Source organism: Bradyrhizobium sp. WSM471 (genome assembly GCF_000244915.1).
Classification (GTDB): Bacteria; Pseudomonadota; Alphaproteobacteria; order Rhizobiales; family Xanthobacteraceae; genus Bradyrhizobium.
In genome coordinates this window covers 387496-411721 of sequence record NZ_CM001442.1, presented here as the reverse complement: position 1 = coordinate 411721, position 24226 = coordinate 387496, and the positions used below count along the sequence as shown (strand labels likewise).

Annotated in this window: 28 protein-coding genes; 19 read left to right on the top strand and 9 right to left on the bottom strand. The window is 64.8% G+C overall.

What is annotated here, in order from left to right:
• The first annotated feature begins 52 nt into the window (after nt 1–52).
• The 4 genes from ccmB (at nt 53) to BRA471DRAFT_RS01965 (ending at nt 2390) form a co-directional block, all read left to right on the top strand.
• Nucleotides 53–721, top strand: a complete 669-nt coding sequence (gene ccmB / locus BRA471DRAFT_RS01980) for a heme exporter protein CcmB (RefSeq protein WP_007604305.1) — start codon at nt 53–55, stop codon at nt 719–721.
• A gap of 91 nt (nt 722–812) precedes the next feature.
• Complete coding sequence (locus BRA471DRAFT_RS01975) at nt 813–1601, top strand: heme ABC transporter permease (RefSeq protein WP_007604303.1); 789 nt, start codon at nt 813–815, stop codon at nt 1599–1601.
• Nucleotides 1598–1783, top strand: coding sequence for a heme exporter protein CcmD (gene ccmD, locus BRA471DRAFT_RS01970; RefSeq protein WP_007604302.1), 186 nt, complete (start codon nt 1598–1600; stop codon nt 1781–1783). The genes BRA471DRAFT_RS01975 and ccmD overlap by 4 nt, the downstream gene beginning before the upstream one ends.
• Nucleotides 1784–1793: 10 nt before the next feature.
• Nucleotides 1794–2390 (top strand): DsbE family thiol:disulfide interchange protein, encoded by a 597-nt coding sequence (locus tag BRA471DRAFT_RS01965; RefSeq protein ID WP_007604300.1) that lies wholly within the window; start codon nt 1794–1796, stop codon nt 2388–2390.
• A 193-nt stretch (nt 2391–2583) separates the two neighbouring features.
• Here BRA471DRAFT_RS01965 and BRA471DRAFT_RS01960 read toward each other — a convergent pair whose 3' ends face one another.
• Together BRA471DRAFT_RS01960 and ftsY are read right to left on the bottom strand one after the other, a co-directional pair.
• On the bottom strand, nt 2584–3186 hold the full coding sequence (locus BRA471DRAFT_RS01960; protein ID WP_007598838.1) for a septation protein A: 603 nt from the start codon (nt 3184–3186) through the stop codon (nt 2584–2586).
• A gap of 3 nt (nt 3187–3189) precedes the next feature.
• Complete coding sequence (gene ftsY, locus BRA471DRAFT_RS01955) at nt 3190–4137, bottom strand: signal recognition particle-docking protein FtsY (RefSeq protein ID WP_007604298.1); 948 nt, start codon at nt 4135–4137, stop codon at nt 3190–3192.
• Between the two features lie 78 nt (nt 4138–4215).
• Here ftsY and BRA471DRAFT_RS01950 point away from each other — a divergent pair, with 78 nt between their 5' ends.
• Together BRA471DRAFT_RS01950 and BRA471DRAFT_RS01945 are read left to right on the top strand one after the other, a co-directional pair.
• Nucleotides 4216–4917 (top strand): RluA family pseudouridine synthase, encoded by a 702-nt coding sequence (locus BRA471DRAFT_RS01950; protein WP_035974580.1) that lies wholly within the window; start codon nt 4216–4218, stop codon nt 4915–4917.
• Nucleotides 4918–5149: 232 nt separating this feature from the next.
• The gene (locus BRA471DRAFT_RS01945; protein WP_007604288.1) at nt 5150–6259 is read left to right on the top strand and encodes a DUF2336 domain-containing protein; all 1110 of its coding nucleotides are present in this window, start codon (nt 5150–5152) and stop codon (nt 6257–6259) included.
• A gap of 187 nt (nt 6260–6446) precedes the next feature.
• On the opposite strand, the gene mtaB is transcribed toward BRA471DRAFT_RS01945, so the two are convergent.
• A complete protein-coding gene (gene mtaB / locus BRA471DRAFT_RS01940) occupies nt 6447–7700 on the bottom strand; it encodes a tRNA (N(6)-L-threonylcarbamoyladenosine(37)-C(2))-methylthiotransferase MtaB (RefSeq protein WP_007604287.1) in 1254 nt (417 codons plus the stop codon).
• Complete coding sequence (dapF, locus tag BRA471DRAFT_RS01935) at nt 7700–8575, bottom strand: diaminopimelate epimerase (RefSeq protein WP_007604285.1); 876 nt, start codon at nt 8573–8575, stop codon at nt 7700–7702. Before dapF ends, mtaB begins: the two co-directional genes overlap by 1 nt.
• Before the next feature lie 221 nt (nt 8576–8796).
• Between dapF and BRA471DRAFT_RS36030 the strand changes: the two genes are divergently transcribed.
• Complete coding sequence (locus tag BRA471DRAFT_RS36030) at nt 8797–9570, top strand: GyrI-like domain-containing protein (protein WP_007604283.1); 774 nt, start codon at nt 8797–8799, stop codon at nt 9568–9570.
• A gap of 5 nt (nt 9571–9575) precedes the next feature.
• The gene (locus tag BRA471DRAFT_RS01925; RefSeq protein WP_007604281.1) at nt 9576–10298 is read left to right on the top strand and encodes an SIMPL domain-containing protein; all 723 of its coding nucleotides are present in this window, start codon (nt 9576–9578) and stop codon (nt 10296–10298) included.
• A 60-nt stretch (nt 10299–10358) separates the two neighbouring features.
• Here the strand turns inward: BRA471DRAFT_RS01925 and BRA471DRAFT_RS01920 are convergent, their stop codons facing one another.
• Entirely contained in the window at nt 10359–11423 is a 1065-nt protein-coding gene (locus tag BRA471DRAFT_RS01920) for an MBL fold metallo-hydrolase (RefSeq protein ID WP_007604279.1), read from the bottom strand.
• Between the two features lie 445 nt (nt 11424–11868).
• Here BRA471DRAFT_RS01920 and ffh point away from each other — a divergent pair, with 445 nt between their 5' ends.
• The 7 genes from ffh (at nt 11869) to BRA471DRAFT_RS01885 (ending at nt 18071) form a co-directional block, all read left to right on the top strand.
• A complete protein-coding gene (ffh, locus tag BRA471DRAFT_RS01915; RefSeq protein ID WP_007604277.1) occupies nt 11869–13416 on the top strand; it encodes a signal recognition particle protein in 1548 nt (515 codons plus the stop codon).
• An 86-nt stretch (nt 13417–13502) separates the two neighbouring features.
• Nucleotides 13503–13835 (top strand): 30S ribosomal protein S16, encoded by a 333-nt coding sequence (gene rpsP / locus BRA471DRAFT_RS01910; protein WP_007598827.1) that lies wholly within the window; start codon nt 13503–13505, stop codon nt 13833–13835.
• A gap of 125 nt (nt 13836–13960) precedes the next feature.
• Nucleotides 13961–14539: a ribosome maturation factor RimM gene (rimM, locus tag BRA471DRAFT_RS01905; protein ID WP_007604272.1), complete on the top strand. Its 579-nt coding sequence runs from the start codon at nt 13961–13963 to the stop codon at nt 14537–14539.
• 117 nt (nt 14540–14656) lie between these two features.
• A complete protein-coding gene (gene trmD / locus BRA471DRAFT_RS01900; RefSeq protein WP_007604267.1) occupies nt 14657–15412 on the top strand; it encodes a tRNA (guanosine(37)-N1)-methyltransferase TrmD in 756 nt (251 codons plus the stop codon).
• A 110-nt stretch (nt 15413–15522) separates the two neighbouring features.
• Entirely contained in the window at nt 15523–15909 is a 387-nt protein-coding gene (gene rplS / locus BRA471DRAFT_RS01895) for a 50S ribosomal protein L19 (protein WP_007604265.1), read from the top strand.
• Nucleotides 15910–16359: 450 nt separating this feature from the next.
• Nucleotides 16360–17766, top strand: coding sequence for a 3-isopropylmalate dehydratase large subunit (gene leuC / locus BRA471DRAFT_RS01890; protein WP_007604264.1), 1407 nt, complete (start codon nt 16360–16362; stop codon nt 17764–17766).
• 95 nt (nt 17767–17861) lie between these two features.
• On the top strand, nt 17862–18071 hold the full coding sequence (locus BRA471DRAFT_RS01885) for a hypothetical protein (protein ID WP_007604263.1): 210 nt from the start codon (nt 17862–17864) through the stop codon (nt 18069–18071).
• A 114-nt stretch (nt 18072–18185) separates the two neighbouring features.
• Here BRA471DRAFT_RS01885 and BRA471DRAFT_RS01880 read toward each other — a convergent pair whose 3' ends face one another.
• The 3 genes from BRA471DRAFT_RS01880 to BRA471DRAFT_RS01870 form a co-directional block, all read right to left on the bottom strand.
• Nucleotides 18186–18743, bottom strand: a complete 558-nt coding sequence (locus tag BRA471DRAFT_RS01880) for a hypothetical protein (protein ID WP_007604262.1) — start codon at nt 18741–18743, stop codon at nt 18186–18188.
• Between the two features lie 154 nt (nt 18744–18897).
• Nucleotides 18898–19155 (bottom strand): hypothetical protein, encoded by a 258-nt coding sequence (locus tag BRA471DRAFT_RS01875; protein WP_007604261.1) that lies wholly within the window; start codon nt 19153–19155, stop codon nt 18898–18900.
• A gap of 57 nt (nt 19156–19212) precedes the next feature.
• Nucleotides 19213–19494: a hypothetical protein gene (locus tag BRA471DRAFT_RS01870; protein WP_035973483.1), complete on the bottom strand. Its 282-nt coding sequence runs from the start codon at nt 19492–19494 to the stop codon at nt 19213–19215.
• A gap of 155 nt (nt 19495–19649) precedes the next feature.
• Here BRA471DRAFT_RS01870 and BRA471DRAFT_RS01865 point away from each other — a divergent pair, with 155 nt between their 5' ends.
• The 4 genes from BRA471DRAFT_RS01865 (at nt 19650) to BRA471DRAFT_RS01850 (ending at nt 22315) form a co-directional block, all read left to right on the top strand.
• Nucleotides 19650–20051, top strand: a complete 402-nt coding sequence (locus BRA471DRAFT_RS01865) for a metallopeptidase family protein (protein WP_007604258.1) — start codon at nt 19650–19652, stop codon at nt 20049–20051.
• 89 nt (nt 20052–20140) lie between these two features.
• Nucleotides 20141–20746, top strand: a complete 606-nt coding sequence (gene leuD, locus BRA471DRAFT_RS01860) for a 3-isopropylmalate dehydratase small subunit (RefSeq protein WP_007604257.1) — start codon at nt 20141–20143, stop codon at nt 20744–20746.
• A gap of 136 nt (nt 20747–20882) precedes the next feature.
• Nucleotides 20883–21668 carry a hypothetical protein gene (locus BRA471DRAFT_RS01855; protein ID WP_007604256.1) on the top strand — a complete coding sequence of 262 codons (786 nt, stop codon included), beginning with the start codon at nt 20883–20885 and terminating at the stop codon, nt 21666–21668.
• 227 nt (nt 21669–21895) lie between these two features.
• Nucleotides 21896–22315 carry a hypothetical protein gene (locus BRA471DRAFT_RS01850; RefSeq protein ID WP_007604255.1) on the top strand — a complete coding sequence of 140 codons (420 nt, stop codon included), beginning with the start codon at nt 21896–21898 and terminating at the stop codon, nt 22313–22315.
• 132 nt (nt 22316–22447) lie between these two features.
• Here BRA471DRAFT_RS01850 and BRA471DRAFT_RS01845 read toward each other — a convergent pair whose 3' ends face one another.
• Entirely contained in the window at nt 22448–24124 is a 1677-nt protein-coding gene (locus BRA471DRAFT_RS01845) for a PAS domain-containing methyl-accepting chemotaxis protein (protein ID WP_007604254.1), read from the bottom strand.
• Nucleotides 24125–24226 lie beyond the last annotated feature (102 nt).

Genomic DNA, 24226 nt, shown 5'->3' with positions numbered 1-24226 from the left:
ATCGCACGGGGCAACCGGCCGACGTTGCCTCCTCACCTCTAGGAGCAGTGGCATGACCGCCCTGTCTGCCCTGATCCGCCGGGACATCCGGATCGCGCTCCGCGTCGGCGGCGGGGCGTTGATTGGCGTGCTGTTCTTTCTGACCGTGGTGGTGCTGATGCCGTTTGCGGTGGGGCCGGATCTGGCACTGCTGTCGCGGCTCGGGCCGGCGATCCTGTGGCTGGGGGCGCTGCTGGCGAGCTTGCTGACGCTGGACCGGCTGTTCATGGCCGACCACGAGGACGGCTCGCTCGACCTGATCACCATGAGCCGGACCCCGCTGGAACTCGCCTGCGCGTCGAAAGCGCTGGCGCATTGGCTGGCCGCCGGCCTGCCGCTGATCGTCGCAACCCCCGTGCTCGGCCTGCTGCTCAACCTCGACATGGTCGCGACCGGCGCGGTGGCGCTGACGCTGCTCGCCGGCACCCCGGCGCTGACGTTTACCGGGATGATCGGTGCGGCGCTGGCGGTGACGCTGCATCGTGGCGGCTTGCTGATGGCGGTCCTGGTGCTGCCGCTGTCGATCCCGGTGCTGATTTTCGGCGTCGCGGCCTCACAGGCGGTGATCGTCGGACCCATGACGTTCGGCGCGCCGTTCTCGATCCTGTGCGCGCTGTCGCTGGTCAGCCTCGTGATCGGCCCCTTCGCGGCCGCGGCGAGCCTGAAGCATGGACTGGACTGAGATGGACTGGACTGACCTTGACCCCGATCAACTTTCGCTGCGGACATTCGTGCTGATTGCGTGAGCGCTTACCTGTGATTATCAGGATACCATGACGCTGATCGACCTCGCCAACCCCACACGGTTCCTCGCGCTGACGGCGCGGCTGCTGCCGTGGCTTGCGGCCGCGACAATCATCCTGCTCGCGATCGGGCTCTATCAGTCCGCCACCGCGCCCGACGATTATCAGCAGGGCGCGACAGTGAAGATCATGTTCATCCACGTGCCCAATGCCTGGCTGTCGATGTTCGTGTGGGGAGTGATGAGCATTGCCTCCCTGGGCACGCTGGTGTGGCGGCATCCGCTCGCCGACGTGGCCGCGAAAGCGGCCGCCCCGATCGGCGCCGCCTTCACCTTCCTCGCGCTGCTGACGGGCTCGCTGTGGGGCCGACCGATGTGGGGCACCTATTGGGAATGGGACGCGCGGCTGACCTCGGTGCTGATCCTGTTCCTGATGTATCTCGGCCTGATGGCGCTGTGGCGCGCGGTCGACGAGCCCTCCCGCGCGGCACGCGCCGCCGCCGTGCTGACGCTGGTCGGCGCGCTCAACCTGCCGATCATCAAGTTCTCGGTCGACTGGTGGAACACGCTGCACCAGCCGGCCTCGGTGATGCGGATGGGCGGCTCGTCGCTCGACAAATCATTCCTGATTCCGCTGCTGGTGATGGCCATCGCGTTCACCCTGCTGTTCGTCACGCTGCATCTGGCTGCGATGCGCAACGAAATTTTGCGTCGGCGCGTGCGGTCCCTGCAGATGATGCAGGCGAGCCGTGTAGCGTTTTCGGAAGTCGGCACCGGCTCGCGTGAAGGCAGCACGTCAAAAGAAGTCGGGGCTGCATGATCATGTCGCTCGGTCCCTACGCGCCCTTCATCGTGACGTCCTATGCCGCGGCCGCCCTCGTGGTCGTGATCCTGATCGGCTGGATCGTGCTCGATTATCGCAGCCAGACACAGCGCCTGCGCGAGCTCGAGCGCAGCGGCGTGACCCGCCGCTCCAGTCGTAGCGCGACGGATCGGCCATGAGAGATCGAGCATGAGCGAGCAATCGACGTCAGCTCCGCCGCAGCGCCGCACCTTCCTGATGGTGCTGCCGCTGATCGCGTTCATCGGCCTGGCGCTGTTGTTCTGGTTCCGGCTCGGCAGCGGCGATCCCTCGCGGATCCCGTCCGCCCTGATCGGACGCCCCGCGCCGCAAACCACGCTGCCGCCGCTCGAGGGATTGCAGGCTGACAACGCGCAGATCCCCGGCCTCGATCCGGCTGCGTTCAAGGGCAAGGTCAGCCTCGTCAATGTCTGGGCGTCCTGGTGCGTGCCGTGCCACGACGAGGCGCCGCTGCTGACCGAATTGGCAAAAGACAAGCGCTTCCAGCTCGTCGGCATCAACTACAAGGATGCCGCCGACAATGCGCGGCGCTTCCTGGGGCGCTACGGCAACCCGTTCGGCCGCGTCGGCGTCGATGCCAACGGCCGTGCCTCGATCGAATGGGGCGTCTATGGCGTGCCGGAGACGTTTGTCGTCGGTCGCGAGGGCACCATCATCTACAAGCTGGTCGGGCCGATCACGCCGGACAATTTGCGGACGGTGCTGTTGCCGCAGATGGAGAAGGCGTTGAAGGCGGCGGGGAGCTAGCTCTGTCGTCAGTGTGAGAAGGACCCAACCCCAAACACCGCTGTCATGCCCCGGCTTGACCGGGACATCCAGTACGCCGCAGCTCCTCCGTACCTCACGACTGTCTCTGGAATACTGGATCGCCCGGTCAAGCCGGGCGATGACAGTCGAGTCTGTAGCTTCGCTTCGCTCGCAATGACGAGCTGAGAGAGCGCTACCCCTTCCTCACATCCCCCGCCTCGGCCTCGCTGGCTTCCAGCGACGCCGGCTCGAGGTGATAACGCTTGGTCAGCGGCATCTGGGCGATGGCGAAGATCATGGTGATCGGCGTGACGCCGAACACCTTGAAGTTGACCCAGAAGTCGGTGCTCTGGGTGCGCCAGACGATCTCGTTCAACACCGCCATGCCGGCGAAGAACAGCGCCCAACGCAGCGTCAGGATGCGCCAGCCCTGCGGCGTCAAATTGAACATCTGGTCGAACATGACGGCGATGAAGGAGCGGCCGAACAACAGGCCGCCGCCGAGGATCGCGGCGAACAAAGCGTAGATGATGGTTGGCTTGAGCTTGATGAAGGTCTCGTCGTGCAGCACCAGGGTCAGTGTGCCGAACACCAGCACGATGACGCCTGTCACGATCGCCATGATCGGAATGTGCCGCGTCACCACATAGGAGGCGATCATCGCCGCAACGATCGCGACCATGAAGGCGCCGGTCGCGGCGAACAGGTTGAACTTCGCATTCACGAAGAAGAACACGAGCAGCGGGCCGAGCTCGGTCGCAAGCTTGAACAGCGGATGCGGCTGGGTCTTGTCCATTCTTCAGCTTTCGATTCCGGCAATGGCGCGGGCGAAATCGCGCGCGGTGAACGGCGCGAGATCGTCGACGCCTTCGCCGACGCCGATGAAATGCACCGGGAGTTTGAATTTTTCCGCGAGCGCCACCAGAATGCCGCCACGAGCGGTGCCGTCGAGCTTCGTCATCACGAGGCCGGTGACCCCGGCGGTGCGATGGAACGCCTCGACCTGCGACAGCGCGTTCTGGCCGACGGTGGCGTCCAGCACGAGCAGCACCGCATGCGGCGCAGTCGCGTCCACCTTGCGGATGACGCGCACGACCTTTTCGAGCTCGTTCATCAGCTCGGCCTTGTTCTGAAGCCGCCCGGCGGTGTCGATCAGGAGCACGTCGATGGCCTGCTCCTTCGCCGCCGTCAGCGCGTTGAAGGCGAGGCTCGCCGAATCCGAGCCTTGCGCACCTGAAATGACGGGCGTCTTCGTGCGTTCGCCCCAGACCTTGAGCTGCTCGATCGCCGCGGCGCGAAACGTGTCGCCGGCGGCCAGCATCACCTTGCGACCTTCGGACGAGAATTTTTGCGAGAGTTTCCCGATGGTGGTGGTCTTGCCGGAGCCGTTGACGCCGACCACGAGGATGACGAACGGCTTCTTGCCGGCGTCGATCTCGAGCGGCTTCGCCACCGCCGCCAGCACCTTCTCGACTTCGGTCGCGACGACGTCCTTGACCTCGTCCGCCGAGATCGCCTTGTCGTAGCGCCCCGTGCCGACGGCGTCCGCAATCCGCACCGCGACCGAGGTGCCGAGGTCGGCGCGCAGCAGCACGTCCTCGATGTCGTCGAGCATGGCGCGGTCGAGCTTGCGCTTGGTCACGAGGTCGGCGACCGCGGTCCCGAGCGAGGACGAGGTGCGCTTCAGCCCGTCGGACAGGCGGCGCCACCAGCTCAGCTTGGGGGTCTCGGAGGTGGTATCGTTCATGGTGGCGGTGTGTTAGCCGTTCCGGCTCCCAAACGAAAGTCTTGACCGAAAGTCTCGCCGAGAACGAAAGTCTTGCAATTGCTCGATGTTCCCGAATTGACCGCCGATGAAATCCTCGCGCGCGTGCTCCATCGCGACGGATTGATGCTGGTCATCGACAAGCCGGCCGGCCTGCCGGTGCATCGCGGTCCCAAGGGCGGCGCCAATCTGGAAACTTCCTTCGACGCACTCCGTTTCGGCCTGCCGCGGCCGCCGGTGCTGGCCCACCGGCTGGACAAGGACACTTCCGGTTGCCTCGTGCTCGGCCGCCATCGCAAGGCGACGGCCTCGCTCGGCCTGCTGTTCAAGCATGGCAAGATCGGCAAGACCTACTGGACCATCGTCGAGGGCGGCCCCACTGAGGAGGAAGGCACCATCGATATGCCGCTCGGCCGGCTCAATGCCGAACGCGGCTGGTGGCAGAAGCCGGACCCGGAGGGCCAGAAGGCCATCACAAACTGGAAGGTGATGGGCCGGGGCGGCGGCCTGACCTGGCTCGCCATGGAACCGGTGACCGGGCGGACCCATCAATTGCGGGTGCATGCGTCCGCGACCGGCTGGCCGATCTTCGGCGATAACATTTACGGCAACGGCCCGCGCTTCGGCGAGCCGAAGCTGCACCTGCATTCCCGCGAGATCGTGGTGCCGATCTCCCGCAACAAGGAGCCGGTCCGCGTGGTGGCGCCGGCCCCGCCCCACATGCACGAGCGGCTCCGCGCCTGCGGGTGGAACGGGGAGTAGCCCAACTGCTCGCCCTCATGGTGAGGAGGCGCGTCAGCGCCGTCTCGAACCATGAAAGGCCCGCATCTCGCTCGCGGCCATCCTTCGAGACGCCCGCTTCGCGGGCTCCCCAGGATGAGGAACAGTGCCCGCCACGCTCCCTATAGTTTACGAAACGTTCAGTGCTCGTCGCTAATGATAATTGTTGCTTAGAACAAGCTTCCGTCAATCTGCTCAGGACGAGCTGCGCGTCATGTCCACGGCCGAACTATCGATCATCGACGAGGTCGAGTCCGCGCTTCGGACTGGCTCGGCGGAAAAGGGCCTGGCAACCGCCCGCCGCGTCACCGACCTGTTCCTGTCCTCCGCCGGCAGTTTCGACGACGAGCAGATCGCACTGTTCGACGACGTGCTCGATCGCCTGATCGGCACCATCGAGCTCCGCGCCATCGCCGACATGGGTGCGCGCGTAGCGCTCGCCGAGATCAGCGCGCAGCTCGCGCCGATCGCGCAGGCACCGCCGTCGGTCATTCGCCGCCTCGCCAACAATGACGAAATCCGCATCGCCGGTCCCGTGCTGCAGGAATCCGCGCGCCTTGATGACGGCGCGCTGGTGCAGATCGCATCGAGCAAGGGCGAGCCGCATCTGCTCGCGGTCGCCGGACGCTGGTGGCTGAAGGAGATCGTCACCGATGCATTGCTGGCGCGGCGTTATCCCAGCGTCAGCCGGCGGCTCGCCGCCAATCCCGGCGCACGCGTTTCCGGCAACGGATTCGCCGTCATTGTCGGACAGGCCGAGGCCGATCCCGAGCTCGCCGTCAGCGTCGGCGTCCGCGTCGATCTGCCGTCGGACCTGCGCCGACAATTGCTGCGCTCGGCGAGCGACGCCGTGCGGACCCGCTTGTTGTCGCGCGCGCCGCCGCACCTGTTCGAGGAGATCCAGACCGCGATCGCCGCCGTCACCGTCGGTGTCGAGCGCGAGATGTCGGGGGTCCGCGATTTCGAAGGTGCCAAGCGCGCCGTCGCAGGCCTCAAGGCGGCCGGCCAGCTCAGCGAAGCGACGCTGCTCGGCTTCGCCACGCGGCGGCGTTATGAAGAAGCGGTGGCCGCATTGGCCGCATTGTCGGGATCGACCGTCGAAGTGATACGCCCGCTGATGCAAAGCCTGCGCGAGGACGGCCTGTTGGTGCCGTGCAAGGCGGCGCAGCTCAGCTGGGAAACCACCGCCGCCGTGCTTCAGAGCCGCTTTGCGACCGGCGCGATGAAGCCGGCTGATATCGCAAGGGCTCAAAGCCATTACGCGCGCATGACCCCGGAGAATGCGCGGCGGACGCTGCGGTTCTGGCAGGTGCGGGCGTCTTAAGGTATGCGTTTTGGGCCGCGCTGCGCCCTCCGCCGTCGTCCTGGCGAAAGCCAGGACCCATAACCACCGAATTCAGTTTGGCGAAGACTTGTAGTTGGCAATTGCGTGCAACAACCTCTCCTTGGGGTAATGGATCCTGGCTTTCGCCAGGACGACGTTGGGGATGCAGTTGTGGAATGACGGCAAATTACGTCGTCAGCCGCACGCCATCACGACCGGCGATCCGCAGCGGCACGACACTGCCTATACGCTCGCCCGCAATCGCCACCGGCAGATAATGCTCCGTCCGTCCCTGACCCTCGCTCTCGATCAGCACCTCACGCGTGGCGCCGATCTCGGCTTGCAGCCGCTGCAGAAGCGCGGCCTCACCGGCCGAGCGCAGTCGTTTCGCACGCTCCTTGATTGCACCACCCGTCACCTGCGGCATTCGCGCGGCCGGCGTGCCGGGACGCGGCGAATAGGGGAAGACGTGGAGGAACGTCAGGCCGCATTCCTCGACCAGATCGAGCGAACGCGAGAACATCGCCTCGGTCTCGGTCGGAAAGCCCGCGATGATATCGGCCCCGAACGCGATGTCCGGACGCAGGCGGCGGACCTGGTCGCAGAACGCGATGGCGTCGCCGCGCGTATGCCGCCGCTTCATGCGCTTCAAGATCATGTCGTCGCCGGACTGCAGCGACAGGTGCAGATGCGGCATCAACCGTGAATCCTCGGCGATGGCATCCAACAGGTCGCTATCCGCCTCGATCGAATCGATCGAAGAGATGCGCAGGCGCCTCAGCTCAGGCACATGCCGCAAGATCTGCTTCGTCAGCATGCCGAGTTTCGGCGTGCCCGGCAGGTCAGCGCCGTAACTGGTGAGGTCGACGCCCGTCAGTACGATCTCGGCATGGCCGCGCGCGGCCAATGCCCGGACCTGATCGACCACGGCGCCCATCGGCACCGAGCGCGAATTGCCGCGGCCATAGGGAATGATGCAGAAGGTGCAGCGATGGTCGCAGCCGTTCTGCACCTGGACGAAAACGCGCGGCAGGCCGCTCGCAAAGCCGTCGATCAGATGCGGTGCCATCTCCTTCACCGCCATGATGTCGCTGACGGCTATTTTTTCGCTCGCACCGAGATCGAACGCCGCACGCGCCTCGCGCCACGCAGACGACCGCATCTTGTCGTCATTGCCGACGACGCGGTCGACTTCGGCCATCTCGGCAAACATGCCGGTTTGCGTCTGCGCCGCGCAACCGGTGACGACGATGCGCGCTCCCGGCCGCTCGCGCTTCAATTTGCGGATCGACTGCCTCGCCTGCGCCACCGCCTCGTTGGTGACGGCGCAGCTGTTGATGACGATGGTGTCGGAGAGTCCCGCGCCTTCCGCCTCGCGGCGGATCACCTCGGCCTCGAAGGCATTGAGGCGGCAGCCGAAGGTGACGATGTCGACGGTCATTACCCGACCGGCTCGAACAGCGCCGGATCGAAACTGCCTTCATATTCGAAGGTCGCCGTGCCCGTCATCAGCACGTGATCGTCGCGCTCGCGCCATTCGATGCCGAGCTTGCCGCCGGGCAGCGTGATCTCGACATTGCGCTCGGCGCGCTTCAGCCGTGCGGCCGCAACCGCCGTGGCACAAGCGGCCGAGCCGCAGGCCTTGGTCAGGCCGGCGCCGCGCTCCCAGGTGCGGATCGTGATGTGCTGGGGATCGACGATATGGGCGAGCGTGATGTTGGCGCGCTCGGGGAAGATCGGATGGTTTTCCAGCAGCGGACCGAAACGCTCGAGATCGTAGGCGTTGACGTCATCGACCCAGAAGATCGCATGCGGATTGCCCATGCTGACCACCGAGGGCGAATGCAGGATCGGATTGTCGATCGGGCCGATCTGCAATTCGATGTAGCGGGTGTCGCGGAATTCCTGGTCGAGCGGAATGTCCTGCCAGCCGAATTTTGGCGCGCCCATGTCCACCGTATAAAGATCCGGCGCCGGACCCTGCCAGGCGTTGAGCAGGCCCGCGGCCGTCTCGAACGTTGCCGTGCTCTGGCCGGTCTTCTCGAAAACGCGCCGCACCACGCAGCGCATGCCGTTGCCGCAGGCGCCGGCCTCGGAGCCGTCACTGTTGTAGATGCTGATGAACGCTTCGGTGCCGTCGAAGCGCGGCTTCTGCAGCACCATGAGCTGGTCGTAGGGCACGCCGCCACGCGCCGATGCCACCGCGCGGGCATCGTCCGGGGTCACCTTTGAGGCGGAATCGCGCATGTCGACAACGACGATCTCGTTACCGATGCCGTTCATCTTGGCAAATGCGTGGTTGGCCAGCGCGCTCATGAAAATTCCCGAATTTCGCCTGCCTTATATGGCGATCCTTGGCCCTCTTGGCCAGTGATTTGCCGCCGAGTGCCAAGACCTCTGCCATGACGCATCTGTCATGGGACGAATTCGGCGCTCGCGTGTTAGAACCGCGAAATTCGCGCGATCCGGGACATGCGGCCGGGTTAAGGCCTCGGGGACGTAAGGCCTTGGCGGATAAGCTATTGGGGAGAATAAAAATGTTCAGGTTTCGTCGTCTCGCTTTGGCCGCGCTGATCCCGGCAGCGGCCTTGTCGTTTGGTCTGTCCGCCACGCTGGCCCAAACGCCGAGCCCGGCACCGGCCGCATCAGCGAGCCCCTCGCCGGCCCCCTCGGCTTCGCCCGCCCCGGCGGCAAGTGCCGCACCCGTGGCCACGCCATCGCCGGCGGCCAGCGCCTCGCCAAGCCCTGCCACGTCCCCTGTAACCTCGCCCTCGCCCGCCGCCAGTGCCTCACCCAGCCCGGCCACTCCACCCCCGGCCGCCGCCGCGACGCCGGCTCCCGTGCAGACGGCCGATCCCTTCGGCCAGGAAACCACGCTCGAGCCCAAGAAGGTCGTGATGGTCAAGGGCACTGCCAATTGGGACTCGGCCTTCGACACGCTGATCGACGCGTTCAAGGCGCTGAACACACTTCTGGACAAGCAGGGCATCAAGCCCGCCGGCAATTCGATGATCGTCTACACCTCGACCGACGATACCGGCTTCACCTTCCTTGCCGAGATCCCGGTCGAGCAGGACCCGAAGAACCTGCCCAAGGACATGAGCGTCGGCAAATCGCCGGAAGGCAAGGCCTTGAAATTCGTCCATCGCGGCTCCTACGACAACATGGACAACACCTATGAGGCGATCACCAATCACCTCGACGACAAGAAGCTGGAAGCCAAAGACACCTTCATCGAGGAGTACCTCACCGATCCCCTGAAGACGGCCGAGGACAAGCTCGTGATCAATGTATTCGTGCCGCTGAAGTGAGACCGATGAAAAAGCCTGCCAGCCTTTTGATGACCTCCCTTGTTACGTCCTTTGCCGCCGCACTGCTGGCAACGCCCGCGCTCGCCGACGATTTTCCGTCCGCGATTTCGGTGAGCGGCGAGGCCACCATCTCCGCCGCGCCTGATCTGGCGCAGATCGACGCCGGCGTCGCCAACGACGCCAAGTCTGCGAAGGAAGCTTCCGACGCCAACAACGCCGCGATGGGCAAGGTGCTGCTGGCGCTAAAGGGCGCAGGCATTGACGAGAAGGATTACCAGACCTCGCGGCTGTCGCTGCAGCCGCAATACGGCCAGAACAAATCCACCGGCGCCTCGCCGGTGGTCGGCTTCCGCGCCTCAAACCGCGTCACCGTGAAGATCCGCGACGTGACCAAGGTCGCCGCCATCATCGACACGCTGGTCGGCGCCGGCGCCAACGATATCGGCAACATCTCCTTCGAAGTGACGCAGGCCTCGAAATTGCTCGACGATGCCCGAGAGAAGGCTGTCGCAGACGCCCGCCGCAAAGCGGAGATCTACGCCAGGGCCACCGGCGTCACGCTGGGCGCGCCGCTCAGCGTGTCCGAAGGCGGCGCCCCGATGCCGCTGTTCAAGGGACGCATGGCCGCAGCACCCATGGCCGCGGGCGGCGCGGCCGTTGCGCCGGGCGAGGAAACGCTGGCGGTGACGGTGAATGTGAGCTGGGCGATCAAGGCGAAAGAGCAGTAGGGCAGGTGCCGCGACAGACTCCATGTCGTCCCGGCGAAGGTGTTAGCAGCGACGACGAAGCTAAATCTCCATCACCTGCCCCGGCTTCATCGCCACAAATCTTTCCTGCGGCACCTTCGCGGCATCGAGTGCCTCGACCAGCGCCTTCGCTGGCGCATCGATTGCCTCATCTGTCAGCTGAAACGTGCCGTGGTGATGCCCGAGTGCGGCCTGCGCGCCGCAATCCGCCAGCGCCTTCACCGCGTCTTCCGGGTTCATGTGCTGATCGCGCATGAACCAGCGCGGCTCGTAGGCGCCGATCGGGAGGATCGCCAGGCGTAACGGCCCGTGCTTCTCGGCGACGCGGCGGAAATGCCTGCCATCGCCATAGCCGGAATCGCAGACGACATAGACTTTCCCCGCAGGCGTCTCCAGCACGAAACTCGCCCACAGCGCCTTGTTGCGGTCGAACATGCCGCGCGCCGACCAGTGCCGGGTCGGCACCAGCGTCACGGCGATACCGCCGCCGAGCTCGACGCGATCGTGCCAGTCGAACGCGTCCACCTTGATCGTCGCATCGGTGCTGCGCATCGTGACGTCGTTGCCGAGCGGGGTCACCACACGCGGGGCAAAATTCTTGGCGAGTCGCGACAGCGTCGCCATGTCGAGATGATCGTAATGGCCGTGCGAGACCAGCACGATATCGATCTTCGGCAAATGATCGAAGGCGATGCCGGGATCGTTGTGCCGCTTCGGCCCGGCAAAGCTGACGGGCGAGACCCGCGTCGACCAGACCGGATCGACGAGAATGTTGAGGCCGCCGGTCTGGATCAGCCAGCTGGCGTGGCCGACGAACGAGAGCCGCACCTTGTCGCCGTCGACGCGGTCCGGCGGGGTGTCTGCATGGGGGCTCGGCGCCCAATCCGGCCAGCTCGCGCGCTGCCGCTTGCCGCCAAATTGCCAGCGCAGGACCTCACGAAGCGATTTCGGCGGCACGCCGTCCGGATCGAAGAAGTTCAGGCCGTCGAAATGGTCGGAGACCGGGCCGTCATAGGTTTTCATGCGGGACATCCAAAGGGAGGGCACGCCGACCAATGCGCCGGCACCGGCGAGCAGTCCGAACAGGCGGCGGCGGGTGATCGGCACGGATCTGGCTTCAGGAATGGTCGGGACGGTAAGGCATCACCGCTATATGGGCGGGGTCCGCGGAAAAGGAACCCGCCGCCGGAAAGTTCATCTTTTCAAGGCTTTGCCTTCCAAAGCCGCCCCAGCCATCCTAACTTTCCTTGACTTTCGGGCGGCAGCGGCGTTTAACCCGGCCACTTTCTCGGAAAGGCTTTCTTTTCGACCCGCCCACTGGCCCCAGAGGCCAGAGGCCAACGCCCGACAGCGCGATGCGCCCTCGGGCGTAAAGGTGTTTGGAAGATCGCTTCGCGAAGGTGTCATCCCCCGCGAAGGCGGGGGATCCAGTATTCCAGAGGCAGCTCGGCTTGAGCCGACGCGCCGCGGCGTACTGGATGCCCCGGTCAAGCCGGGGCATGACGACGGTGAATACGGCAACCCTGCTTAGGCAGGACAAGGGACAACGGCATTGTTCGACAATCTGTCGGAACGGCTTGGCGGCATTCTCGATCGTCTGACGGGGCGCGGTGCGCTGACCGAAAAGGACGTCGACGCCGCGATGCGCGAGGTGCGCCGTGCGCTGCTGGAAGCCGACGTCGCGTTAGAGGTGGTGCGCAGCTTCACCGAGCGGGTCCGCGAGCAGGCCATCGGCGCCACCGTCGTCAAGTCGGTGACGCCAGGCCAGATGGTGGTCAAGATCGTCCATGACGAGCTGATCAACACGCTCGGCGCCGAAAGCCAGACCATCGACATCAATTCCGTGCCGCCGGTGCCGATCATGATGGTCGGCCTGCAAGGCTCCGGCAAAACCACCACCACCGCAAAGCTTGCCCGTCGCATGGTCCAGCGCGACAAGCGCAAGGTGCTGATGGCCTCGCTCGACATCTACCGTCCCGCGGCGATGGAGCAGCTGGCCGTCCTGGGCCGCGACCTCGACATTCCGACACTGCCGATCGTCGCCGGCCAGCAGCCGGCCCAAATCGCGAAACGCGCGCTGGAGGCCGGCAAGCTCGGCGGCTACGACGTCGTGCTGCTCGACACCGCCGGCCGCACCACGCTCGACGAGGAGATGATGGCGGAAGCGGCGGCCATCAAAGCCGCCGCCAATCCGCATGAAGTGCTGCTGGTGGCAGACAGCCTCACCGGCCAGGACGCCGTCAATCTCGCCCGCGCCTTCGACGAGCGCGTCGGCCTCACCGGCATCGTGCTGACCCGAGTCGACGGCGACGGCCGCGGCGGCGCCGCGCTGTCGATGCGCGCGGTGACCGGCAAGCCGATCAAACTGCTCGGCACCGGCGAAAAGACCGATGCGCTGGAGGATTTCCATCCCGACCGAATTGCGGGGCGCATCCTCGGCATGGGCGACGTGGTGTCGCTGGTCGAACGCGCGGCCGCCAACATCGACGCCGAAAAGGCCGCGCGCACCGCCGAGCGGATGCGCAAGGGTCAGTTCGACCTCAACGACATGCGCGAGCAGCTGTCGCAGATGGCCAACATGGGCGGCATCAGCGGGCTGATGGGCATGATGCCCGGCATCGCCAAGATGAAGAACCAGATCGCGGCCGCCGGCATCGACGACAAGATCTTGAAGCGTCAGGTCGCGGTGATCGATTCCATGACGCGCGACGAGCGCCGTCATCCCGATCTGCTCAAGGCCAGCCGCAAGAAGCGCATCGCCGCGGGTTCCGGCCAGAGCGTCGAGCAGGTCAACAAGCTGCTCAAGATGCACCGGAACATGGCCGACATGATGAAGGCCATGGGCTCGGGCAAGCGCGGTCCGCTCGCCGGCATCGCGCAGGCCATGGGCTTTGGCGGTGGCATGAAGCCGCCGTCGCCGGAAGAGATGAAGGCGCTGCAGGAGAAGATGCAGGGTGGCGGCGGACAAGGTCTGCCCAACCTGCCGAAGGATTTGCCTCCCGGGCTGCGCCAGGGTCTGCCGAACGTTCCGGGCCTGACCGGACTGAGCGGCAAGCCGATGCTGCCGGGCCTCGGCGGTTTCCCCGGCAAGAAGAAATGAGGAATTCGTCGCGGGAGATCGCAACGGTCTCGCGCAACGCGGAATACCAATCAACCGAACAAAACGTACTTTGAAGGAGAACTTAGATGTCCGTCGTTATCCGTCTCGCCCGTGCAGGCACCAAGAAGCGCCCCGTCTATCACGTCGTCGTCGCCGATTCGCGCTTTCCCCGCGATGGCCGCTTCATCGAGCGTCTCGGCTATTTCAACCCGCTGCTGCCGAAGGACAACGAGACCCGACTGAAGCTCGACATGGACAAGGTGAAGGCCTGGCTCGCCAAGGGCGCGCAGCCGTCGGACCGTGTGTCCCGCTTCCTCGACGCCGCCGGCGTCAAGAAGCGCGAAGTGCGCAACAACCCGGAAAAGGCCGTGCCGCGCAAAGAGCGCAAGGCGCAGGCCGAAGCCGCCGCGAAGGGTTAAGGCGCTTCGATGGCCGGGCCTTCATGCTTCGAGACGCACGGTCTGTGCCGTGCTCCTCAGCATGAGGGTCTATCTCCTCATCCTGAGGAGCCGCGAAGCGGCGTCTCGAAGGACGAGGCCAGCTGATGTCTCAGCTCGTTTGCGTCGCGCGGATCGGCGCCCCGCATGGCGTGCGCGGCGCGGTCAAACTGTGGACCTTCACCGAAGATCCATTTGCCGTGCGGAGCTACGGCCTGCTCTCGTCCAAGGACGGCAAGCGCCAGTTCGAGGTCGCAACGGCGCGCGCGGCCAAGGATCATCTGGTTGCGACGTTCAAGGGCGTCACGACCCGCGATGAGGCCGAGCGCCTCAACGGCATCGAGCTCTACGTCGCGCGCGAAAAGCTGCCCGCGACGGACGAGGGCGAATATTACCACACCGATCTGATCGGGCTCGCAGCCGTCACCACGGCGGGCGATGCACTCGGCCGCGTGCTCGCGATCCACAATTTCGGCGCCGGCGACATCATCGAGATCGCGCCGCCCCAGGGCACCACGATGCTGCTGCCGTTCACGGACGCGGTGGTGCCGGAGGTCGATCTCACGGGCGGCCGCGTCGTGATCGCGCTGCCCGAGGAGATCGAGGCAGAGGAAACGGAGGAGGATTCCTCCCCGAGTCGTCCCGGCCTAGTGCGCAACTTGCGCACGGGGGGCCGGGATCCATAACCACCGGCCAGAATTTTTAGCTAAGCTGATCGCTCCAGCCGTCGCAAAACGAAGTGCGGTGGTTATGGGTCCCGGATCTGCGCTCCGCTTGTCCGGGACGACAATAACTGAGACCCGATGACCAACCCCTCACCCTGGCGCGCGACGGTGCTGACGCTGTTTCCGGAGATGTTTCCGGGGCCGCTGGGCGTGAGCCTGGCCGGCCGGGCGTTGGCTGGCGGGCTTTGGGAGCTTGAGGCGCGGGACATCCGGACCTCGGCCACCGACCGCCACCGCAGCGTCGACGACACCCCGGCCGGCGGTGGGCCGGGCATGGTGCTTCGGGCCGATGTTCTGGCGGCCGCGATCGATTCCGCCGGGATCGGCCCGGACCGGCCGAAACTGCTGATGAGCCCGAGGGGGCGGCCATTGACCCAGGCCCGCGTCCTGGAACTGGCGAAAGGCCCCGGCCCCCTGATCGTCTGCGGGCGGTTCGAGGGGGTGGACCAGCGCGTGATCGACGGGCGGGGCCTGGAGGAGGTCTCGATCGGGGACTATGTGCTCTCAGGCGGTGAAATCGCGGCCCTGGCCCTGATCGACGCCTGTGTTCGGCTGCTGCCGGGCGTGATGGGCAAGGAAGCCTCGGGAACCGAGGAAAGCTTCTCGGACGGCCTGCTCGAATACCCCCAATATACCCGCCCGCAGCTGTTCGAGGGGGCACCGATCCCGGAGATCCTGACCTCCGGCGACCATGCCAAGGTCGCCAGCTGGCGGCGCGCCGAATCCGAGGCCCTGACGGCGGCCCGGCGACCGGATTTGTGGGCCCAGATCCCGAGCAAAGTCCCGAATCGGGCCGGACGCCAAAAAACGCCAAAAAACAAGACAGACGGGTGACAAACGCTCCGGCTTGCCTTATAGCAGCGGCCACATCCGCAATGGCTGGATAAACGAATTTCGCGCAGCCCCCGTTTTCCAAGGCTGGGCGCGCCGATGGAGATTTACCCATGAACCTGATCCAACAGCTCGAAAAAGAGCAATTCGACAAGCTCTCCGCCAGCAAGGAGATTCCGGAATTCGGTCCGGGCGACACCGTGATCGTCAACGTGAAGGTCGTCGAAGGCGACCGCACCCGCGTGCAGGCCTATGAAGGCGTTTGCATCGGCCGTTCCGGCGGCGGTCTCAACGAGAGCTTCACGGTGCGCAAGATTTCGTACGGCGAAGGCGTGGAGCGCGTGTTCCCGGTGATGTCGCCGATGATCGACTCGATCAAGGTGGTGCGCCGCGGCAAGGTGCGTCGCGCCAAGCTCTATTATCTCCGCAACCTTCGCGGCAAGTCGGCCCGCATCGTCGAGAAGAAGCAGGACCGCCCGGCTGCTGCCGTCAACGAGTAAGCTCCGCTTACAGGCGAGTTATCGAGAGCGCGGGGCCAAACCCCGCGCTTTTTTGTTGGCTGTTCGCATGTCTCGACCCTCATCCTGAGGAGCGCGGAACGCGCGTCTCGAAGGATGCAGGCCCGCCTGTGGCCTCGCCCTTCGAGACGCGCGCTGAGGCGCGCTCCTCAGGGTGAGGGGCATGTCTTGCGCGAGCCTTGAAAGCCCTCGCGATTCCAGTTCGGCCTGCTATATATTCTTGGAATGTTTCCAGATTTGACCAGCCTCTCGCCCGTCAAGCGCGTCGTCATCGACGATCGTTCGCGGCTGCCCGGCCGGTTCTTCGGACGCTTCGCGACCTCGGCAACGTCAGAGCTTACGCGCGCAGCCTAAAAGCTGCGCTGACGATTTTGTTGCCCCGCGCGCCAGCCGCGCAACCCGCTCTACACACCATTCCTGGAGCTGACGCTCATGTCCAAGCCGACCACATTGTACGACAAGATCTGGAACGACCATCTGGTGCACGAAGCCGAGGACGGCACCTGCCTGCTCTATATCGATCGCCATCTGGTGCACGAGGTCACTTCACCGCAGGCGTTCGAAGGCCTGCGCGCCACCGGCCGCAAGGTCCATGCGCCGGAGAAGACGCTGGCCGTGGTCGATCACAACGTGCCGACCACCGACCGCACCAAGCCGAACCCCGATCCTGAAAGCATCGAGCAGATCAAGGCACTGGCCGATAACGCCAGGGAATTCGGCATCGAATATTACGACGAGTTCGACAAGCGTCAGGGCGTCGTCCACGTCATCGGCCCCGAGCAGGGCTTCACGCTGCCCGGCACCACCATCGTCTGCGGTGACAGCCACACCTCGACGCATGGTGCGTTCGGCGCGCTCGCGCACGGCATCGGCACGTCGGAAGTCGAACATGTGCTGGCGACGCAGACGCTGATCCAGAAGAAGGCGAAGAACATGCGCGTCACCGTCGACGGCAAATTGCCTGATGGCGTGACGGGCAAGGACATCATCCTTGCGATCATCGGCGAGATCGGCACCGCTGGCGGCACCGGCTACGTGCTCGAATACGCCGGCGACGCGATCCGTGCGCTCAGCATGGAAGGCCGCATGACGGTCTGCAACATGTCGATCGAAGGTGGCGCGCGCGCCGGCCTGGTCGCGCCGGATCAGAAGGCGTTCGACTTCCTGCATGGCCGCCCGAAGGCGCCGAAGGGCGCGGACTGGGACGCGGCGATGCGTTACTGGGAGAAGCTGCGCTCGGACGAGGGCGCGCATTTCGACCACGAGCTGCGGCTCGATGCCGCGAAGCTGCCGCCGATCGTGACCTGGGGCACTTCGCCTGAGGACGTGATCTCGGTCACCGGCAGCGTACCCGATCCCGACAAGATCGCGGACGAGGCCAAGCGTCTCTCCAAGCACCGTGCCTTGAAGTACATGGGCCTGACCGCGGGGACGAAGATCACCGACATCAAGCTCGACCGCATCTTCATCGGCTCCTGCACCAACGGCCGGATCGAGGATCTGCGCGCCGCCGCCAAGATCGCGGAAGGCAAGCAGGTCGCGGGCGGTGTCAACGCCATGGTCGTGCCGGGCTCCGGCCTCGTGAAGGAGCAGGCTGAGGCTGAGGGTCTGGACAAGATCTTCATCAAGGCCGGCTTCGAATGGCGCGAGCCCGGTTGCTCGATGTGCCTCGCGATGAACCCCGACAAGCTGGCGCCGGAAGAGCGTTGCGCCTCGACCTCGAACCGCAATTTCGAGGGCCGCCAGGGTTTCAAGGGCCGCACCCATCTGGTGTCGCCGGCGATGGCCGCAGCCGCGGCGATCGCGGGTCACTTCGTCGACATCAGGGAGTGGCGGTAAGCCGCTCGCTTTAATTTGAGCGATCGCGGCAAACCGCCGTTAATCGGCAGCGCCGACACTGCGTCCTCGCGAGGGTTTCGCGAGGACACGAGCTCATGGCCAGCAAGCCTGAATATGTCGATCTGATCAGCGCGGCGACGCCCCAGCATCGGCGGCGCGCCGCGCCGCTGCGCATGGTCGCCAAGCCCGAGGTCGAGGAGACCTCGAAGCTCAGCCGCTGGCCGCCGGCGATGTTCAAGCAGTGGAAGATCGAGAACCTGACGCGATGGACGTCGGCGACGTGGAAACTGAAGGACTGGCTTTAACCGACGTTCTCCGTCATGGCCGGGCTCGTCCCGGCCATCCACGTTCTTCGACTTGCACAGAAAGATCGTGGATGCCCGGGACAAGCCCGGGCATGACGACACAACTCACATCCATCACCAATAGCGGTACGGATGGTGCCAGCGATGCCAGCGGCAGACGCGGCGCGGGCCGTAATAGGTCCAGATGACCCGGCAGCGGCGCGGATGGTGGTAATAGGGATAGTAGCCGCCATAGTAGCGCCGGTGGAAATGGCGATGGCCGTAATAGGCGGGGCGATAGCCGCCATAGCGGTGATAGCCGCCGTAGTGATGAATTCCGCCGTAGCGATAGCCGCCGCCATGAAACGCGGGCGCAGCGCGGAAGCCGCCAGCGTGGAAACCACCGCCGCGGAAGCCGCCGATATGTCCTCCGCCACCGTGGAAGCCGCCTCCACCGTGGAAACCGCCGCCGCCATGGAAGCCGCCGCCACCATGCCCACCGCCGCCACCGCCGCCGTGGCGAACCTGGATCATGTCGTCACTTGCGGCCTTCGCCGCAGGCAACGCGGTCGGATTGATTGGAGTCATGGCTTCAGCAGGACGCGTCGTTCCGGCCGACAGCATCAGCGTCGCGGCGGCCGCGATCCCGAGCAAGCGCATCGGGCTTGCCCTGAGACCCAATATTCTCAGCATGGACTTCTCCCTGAATCTGGACAGCAGAGTTGCGACGCTCGTTCGCGTCGCGCGTCAGCGCTGTTCATTGACGGCCGCTCCCAAGATTAAATTAGGGACAGCGACGTGAATGCCTCATGAATGAACAACGTGCCGGCCTCGCGCCGCGACGTCATCACCACGGTCCGAAGCCAAGCACGAACGGTGCAGGCACGCCGTAAGGGTAAGGACGGTAGTAGACAGGCCGCGCATAGTAATGCGGATCAGGACGCGGGGCGTATCGCACGACGTCGGACCGCACATGTCGGCGGGCGTCGAACACCGCGCGCCCGGCCGACGCATCGGGCAGCTTCGTCACCCTGTGCGCAGCGGACGCGTGAGGCAGGCCTGCGGCAAGCCCGACGGCAACCGCCAATGCGAACCATTTCGTCATGACGACCTCTGCCTGCAACACGGCACTTCATCGGCGCGCGATGGCATCGCGCTCGTATCAGCCTCGGCGCCAGTAGCAGCTCATATGCGGCACGATCACCGTGCCGCTCGGACGATATTCCTGCACATAGGTGGCGTTGCACTCGCGGACCGCATCGGGACCGGGATTGTAGCGGGGATAGACGCCATCCGGACTGTAATAGGGCGTGACGCGCAGGCGCGCCGGCGGCCGCTTGCGCGGCGGCGGCAGATCGTCTCGCGAGGCCGCCTGGGCCAGCCTGATCCCGGGAGCCGCGGTCTGGGCCTCCGCGCCAACGCAAAACTGCGAAAACAACCCCATGCACAGTAGCGTCATCGCTGTTTTCGCTCGCATTTTTCCGCCCATTTGAACGTCCACTTCGAGGCCCTACGCTCCCCGTTTTGACGGCGCCCGTCAACCTCGCCGCGCTTATAAAGCCGGATGCATCGCCGCGAAACCCACGCTATGAGAAGCCCATGTGGACGGAATTGAAAGCGCCCTCGCTGGCCGAGATGGAAGCGATGGCACATGAAGTGTTCGAACGCCTGCCGGCGGAGTTTCGTAGGCTTTGCGAGGGCGTGATCATCCGCGTCGACGACTTCCCCACCGAGGAAGTCCTGGACGAAATGGAATGCGAGAGCGAGTTCGACCTGCTGGGCCTGTTCCAGGGCGTCGGCCTGCCGCAGCAGAGTTTTGGCGACGTGGCGCGGCTGCCCAACATGGTCTGGCTCTACCGCCGGCCGATCCTGGATTACTGGGCCGAGCACGACGAAAGCCTCGGCCATATCGTCCGCCACGTCCTGATCCACGAGATCGGCCATCATTTTGGCCTGTCGGACGACGATATGGGCGCGATCGAGGCTCAAGAGCCCGGTTAGGCAGACGAGACCTGTCGAATTCGGCCTAGGATTTCCGCCCCGATCGCGATAAATACCGGTTCCCTAGACCACCCCGGGAAAGCGCAACCATGGACAAGTTCACCACGCTGGAAGGCGTCGCGGCGCCGCTGAAGATCATCAATGTCGACACCGACATGATCATTCCGAAGCAGTACCTCAAGACCATCAAGCGCACCGGCCTTGGCAAGGGGCTCTTCTCCGAGCAGCGCTACAAGGACGACGGCAGCGAGAATCCGGATTTCGTCCTCAACCAGCCCGCCTATCGCAATGCGAAGGTGCTGGTCGCCGGCGACAATTTCGGCTGCGGCTCGAGCCGCGAGCACGCGCCCTGGGCGCTGCTCGACTTCGGCATCCGCTGCGTGATCTCGACCTCGTTCGGCGACATCTTCTACAACAACTGCTTCAAGAACGGCATCCTGCCAATCCGCGTGGCCCAGGAAGACCTCGACAAGCTGTTCGACGACGCCGAGCGCGGCGCCAACGCGACGCTGACGATCGACCTGCCGAACCAGGAGATCCGCGGTCCTGACGGCGGCAAGGTCAAGTTCGAGATCGACCCGTTCCGCAAGCACTGCCTGATCAACGGCCTCGACGACATCGGCCTGACCATGGAGAAGAAGGCCTCGATCGACACCTATGAGGAGAAGCTCAAGCGCGAACGCGCCTGGGCCTGATCTCAAGTTTTTGTTCGAGCCCCGGTGCTACAAGCGCCGGGGCTTTTTCATTGTCCTGATTATCCCATATCTCTCGAGCATGATCTTGTCGGAAAACCGCTGCACACTTTTCCGGATCATGCTCTAAGCTCCGCGCATGCTGCCCGACATCGTCACCTTCTGGCACGGCCCGATGGACGCCCTGCGCCAGACCTGTCTGCGCTCGCAGCTGGCTGCCGGCCACAAGGTCACGGTCTACAGTTTTGACACCATTCCCGGTCTACCTGCGGGCGTCGAGAATGCCGATGCCGAAGCGATCCTGCCGCATGCGTTCTCGGAACGATTGCGGCCGCCGCAGCCGGACGGCAGCTGGCGCGACTGGACCACGCTTCAGTTCAGCGACTTCTTCCGCATGAAGCTGATGGCGAAGGGCCTCGGCCTGTGGCTCGACGCCGACGTGCTGCTGCTCAAGCCCGTCGAAATCGATCCATTAAAACCCTACTTCGCGTGGGAGCGGCCGCGCCAGCTCGGCAACTCCGTGATTTACCTTCCGCCCGGGCATGGCATCGTTGCCGCCTTCGAAGAGCTGATGGAGCAGGAGGAGCTGACGCCGAACTGGCTGTCGCTGCGCCATCGCGTCACGTTCGCGATGCGCCGCCTGCGCGGCGGCTCGAACCGCCTCTCCGACATCCGCGTCGCGATCTTCGGGCCGGCGGCGCTCACCGCGCTCGCGCGCCGCACAGGCGCGCTGCACTGCGCCTTGCCGAAGCAATCGTTCTACGCCGTGCATGCCGAGCCAAAACTGTTCTTCGATCCCTCGAGCTATCTCGGCTTCGTCACCGACCGCGAGATCATCGGCCTGCACATCTCGCCCAAGGGCCGCGGCGGCGAGAAACCGATCCCGGGCAGCCTGTATGCGTGGGCGGCGGAGCGGTTCGCGTAATTTTCTCCGCTGTGCGGCGCACTCGTGCCCCGGACGCAGCGCAGCGCGAAGCGGTGCGTTGCTGAGCCGGGGCCCAGCATGCGGCGAGATGGGTCCCGGCTCTGCGCAGCAGCGTTTCACGCTGCAGCGCGTCCGGGACACAGGATTCCAATTTGATCCAGCGCAACGCGCACCTGCACCATTGTGCCTAATCTCGCTCCAATTCCGCCGTTCGAATGGAGCTTCGCATGAGCACCGCAAGCAGGCCTTATCCCATTGTCCAGGACCTCATCGAGTCCTTTGCAAGCTGGCTGAAGCATCGCCGCGAGCTGAACGAGATCCGGCAGCTCGACCGCGCTGATTTCGATCGGATCGCGCAAGATTTGCGGATCGCGCCTGACGATCTGGAGGAGCTGGTCCGCCATGGCCGGCACTCCGCTGACGAGCTTCCGAAGATGCTGGAGCAGCTCGGCATCAGCGCCGAAGGGCTCGGCCGCGCGCATCCGCTGCTGCTGCGCGACATGGAGCGGGTGTGCGCTCTTTGCAGCCACAAGGGCCAGTGCGATCGCGAGCTGGCCGACGGAACCGCCGCGGAGAACTATCACGGCTTCTGCGCCAATGCCTCGACACTGGAGTCGCTCGACCGTGCGGATCACGCGCGTCGCTAACGGGAGCGGATTTCTGCGACAGCGGACGAACGGATAGCGGTCGCTCTCCTCGGACACCAGCCGTTCCTACTCGCGTTCGACGGCCGGCCTTGTAAATCCCGTAACGGACCGTCAACGCGGTCCGCGCGAAGATCAGGCACTAGCGGCCATCGCCGCTGCTTCCGCTGCGGCGCGCTGCATGCTGGTCGACATCTCGTTGGTCACCGTGCTTTGCTCCTCGATCGCGGCGGCTGTCGATGTCACATATTCGCTGACGTTGTTGATGGCCGTCTTGATCGAAGCCAGGGCGGTGACGACGTCTCCTGAGATGCCGTTGAGGCTACCGATCTCGGCACCGATCTTGTCGGTCGCCTGCTTGGCCTGGTTAGCGAGGCTCTTGACCTCCGAGGCCACCACCGCGAAGCCCCGACCGGCTTCGCCGGCGCGGGCGGATTCGATGGTGGCGTTGAGCGCCAGGAGATTGATCTGCCCGGTGATGTTGTTGATGAGCTCGACGATCCCGCTCATCGCCAGCGCCGCTTCAGTGAGGCGCTGAGCCTGGGCGTCGGCGGCGGCGACCTGATCGACCGCGCTCATTGCGGTATCGCGGGATTTTGTCATGGCCTCGGAGATCTCCCGCACCGAGGCATTCAATTCCTCCGAACCGGCGGCGACCGACTCCATCATGCCGCGGACGCGCTCGTTGCCCATGCGGACCAGCACCTGCTTCGTGACATCGGTCGCATATTTCACGACCTTGAACGGCTTGCCGTTGAGATCCATGATCGGGTTATAGGAGGCCTGGATGTAGACCTCCTTGCCGCCCTTGCCGATGCGCTTGTATTCGGCCGCCTGATACTGGCCGCGGTTGAGCGCCGCCCAGAACTCGCGATAGCCATTGCCATCGCGCTCCGACGGCTCGACGAACATGCTGTGGTGCTTGCCCTTGATCTCCGCCAGCGAATAGCCGAGCGCGCCGAGGAAATTGGCGTTGGCGGTGATGATCGTGCCGTCCATGTTGAACTCGATCACGGCTTGCGCCTTGTCGATCGCCGCGATCTGACCGGCGAGATCGGCGGTCTTCAGCTTCTCGGCGGTGACGTCGGTGGCGAACTTGACGACGCCGAACGGCTTGCCGTTCTCGTCGAGCAATGGATTGTAGGAGGCGAGGATCCAGACCTCGCGCCCCCCCTTGCCGATCCGCTTGTATTCGCCGGACTGGTATTCGCCGCGGTTGAGCTTGGCCCAGAGTTCGCGATAGGCAGAGCCGTCGTGCTCGCTCTGGGGCACGAACAGGCGGTGATGCTTGCCCTCGATCTCGGCGAGCGAATAGCCGAGCGCCTTGCAGAAATTCTCGTTCGCCGTGACGATGGTGCCATCGAGCTTGAACTCGATCACGGCCTGCGCGCGGCTGATGGCGGCGATCTTCGACGCGTCCGCCATGCTGCGGATCTTCTTCGCGGTGATGTCGGTCGCAATCTTGGCAACCATCACCGTCTTGCCGTTGCCGTCGAGCACCGGATTGTAGGACGCTTCGATCCAGACCTCGCGGCCGCCTTTCGCGATTCGCTTGAACTCGCGCGCCTGATACTCGCCGCGGTTCAACGCGCCCCAGAACGCCTTGTACTCGGCGCCGTCGCGCTGGTCGGCGGGAACGAACATGGAATGATGTTTGCCCTGGATTTCATCGAGCCGATAGCCGAGGGCGTCGAGAAAATTCTTGTTAGCCGTGATGATGGTCCCGTCAAGATTGAATTCGATCATGGCCTGCGAACGGCCGATTGCTTCAATCTGAGCTTGTGCATCGACGCGGGATTTACGACCGAACATTTCATCGCTCCGAAATTGATGCTTCGTCGGCAGCGCATGTGCTTCCAAACGGCTTAAGCATTCATGGTCTTGCTCGGGATTTCGTAGGGACCAGCTGTTCGT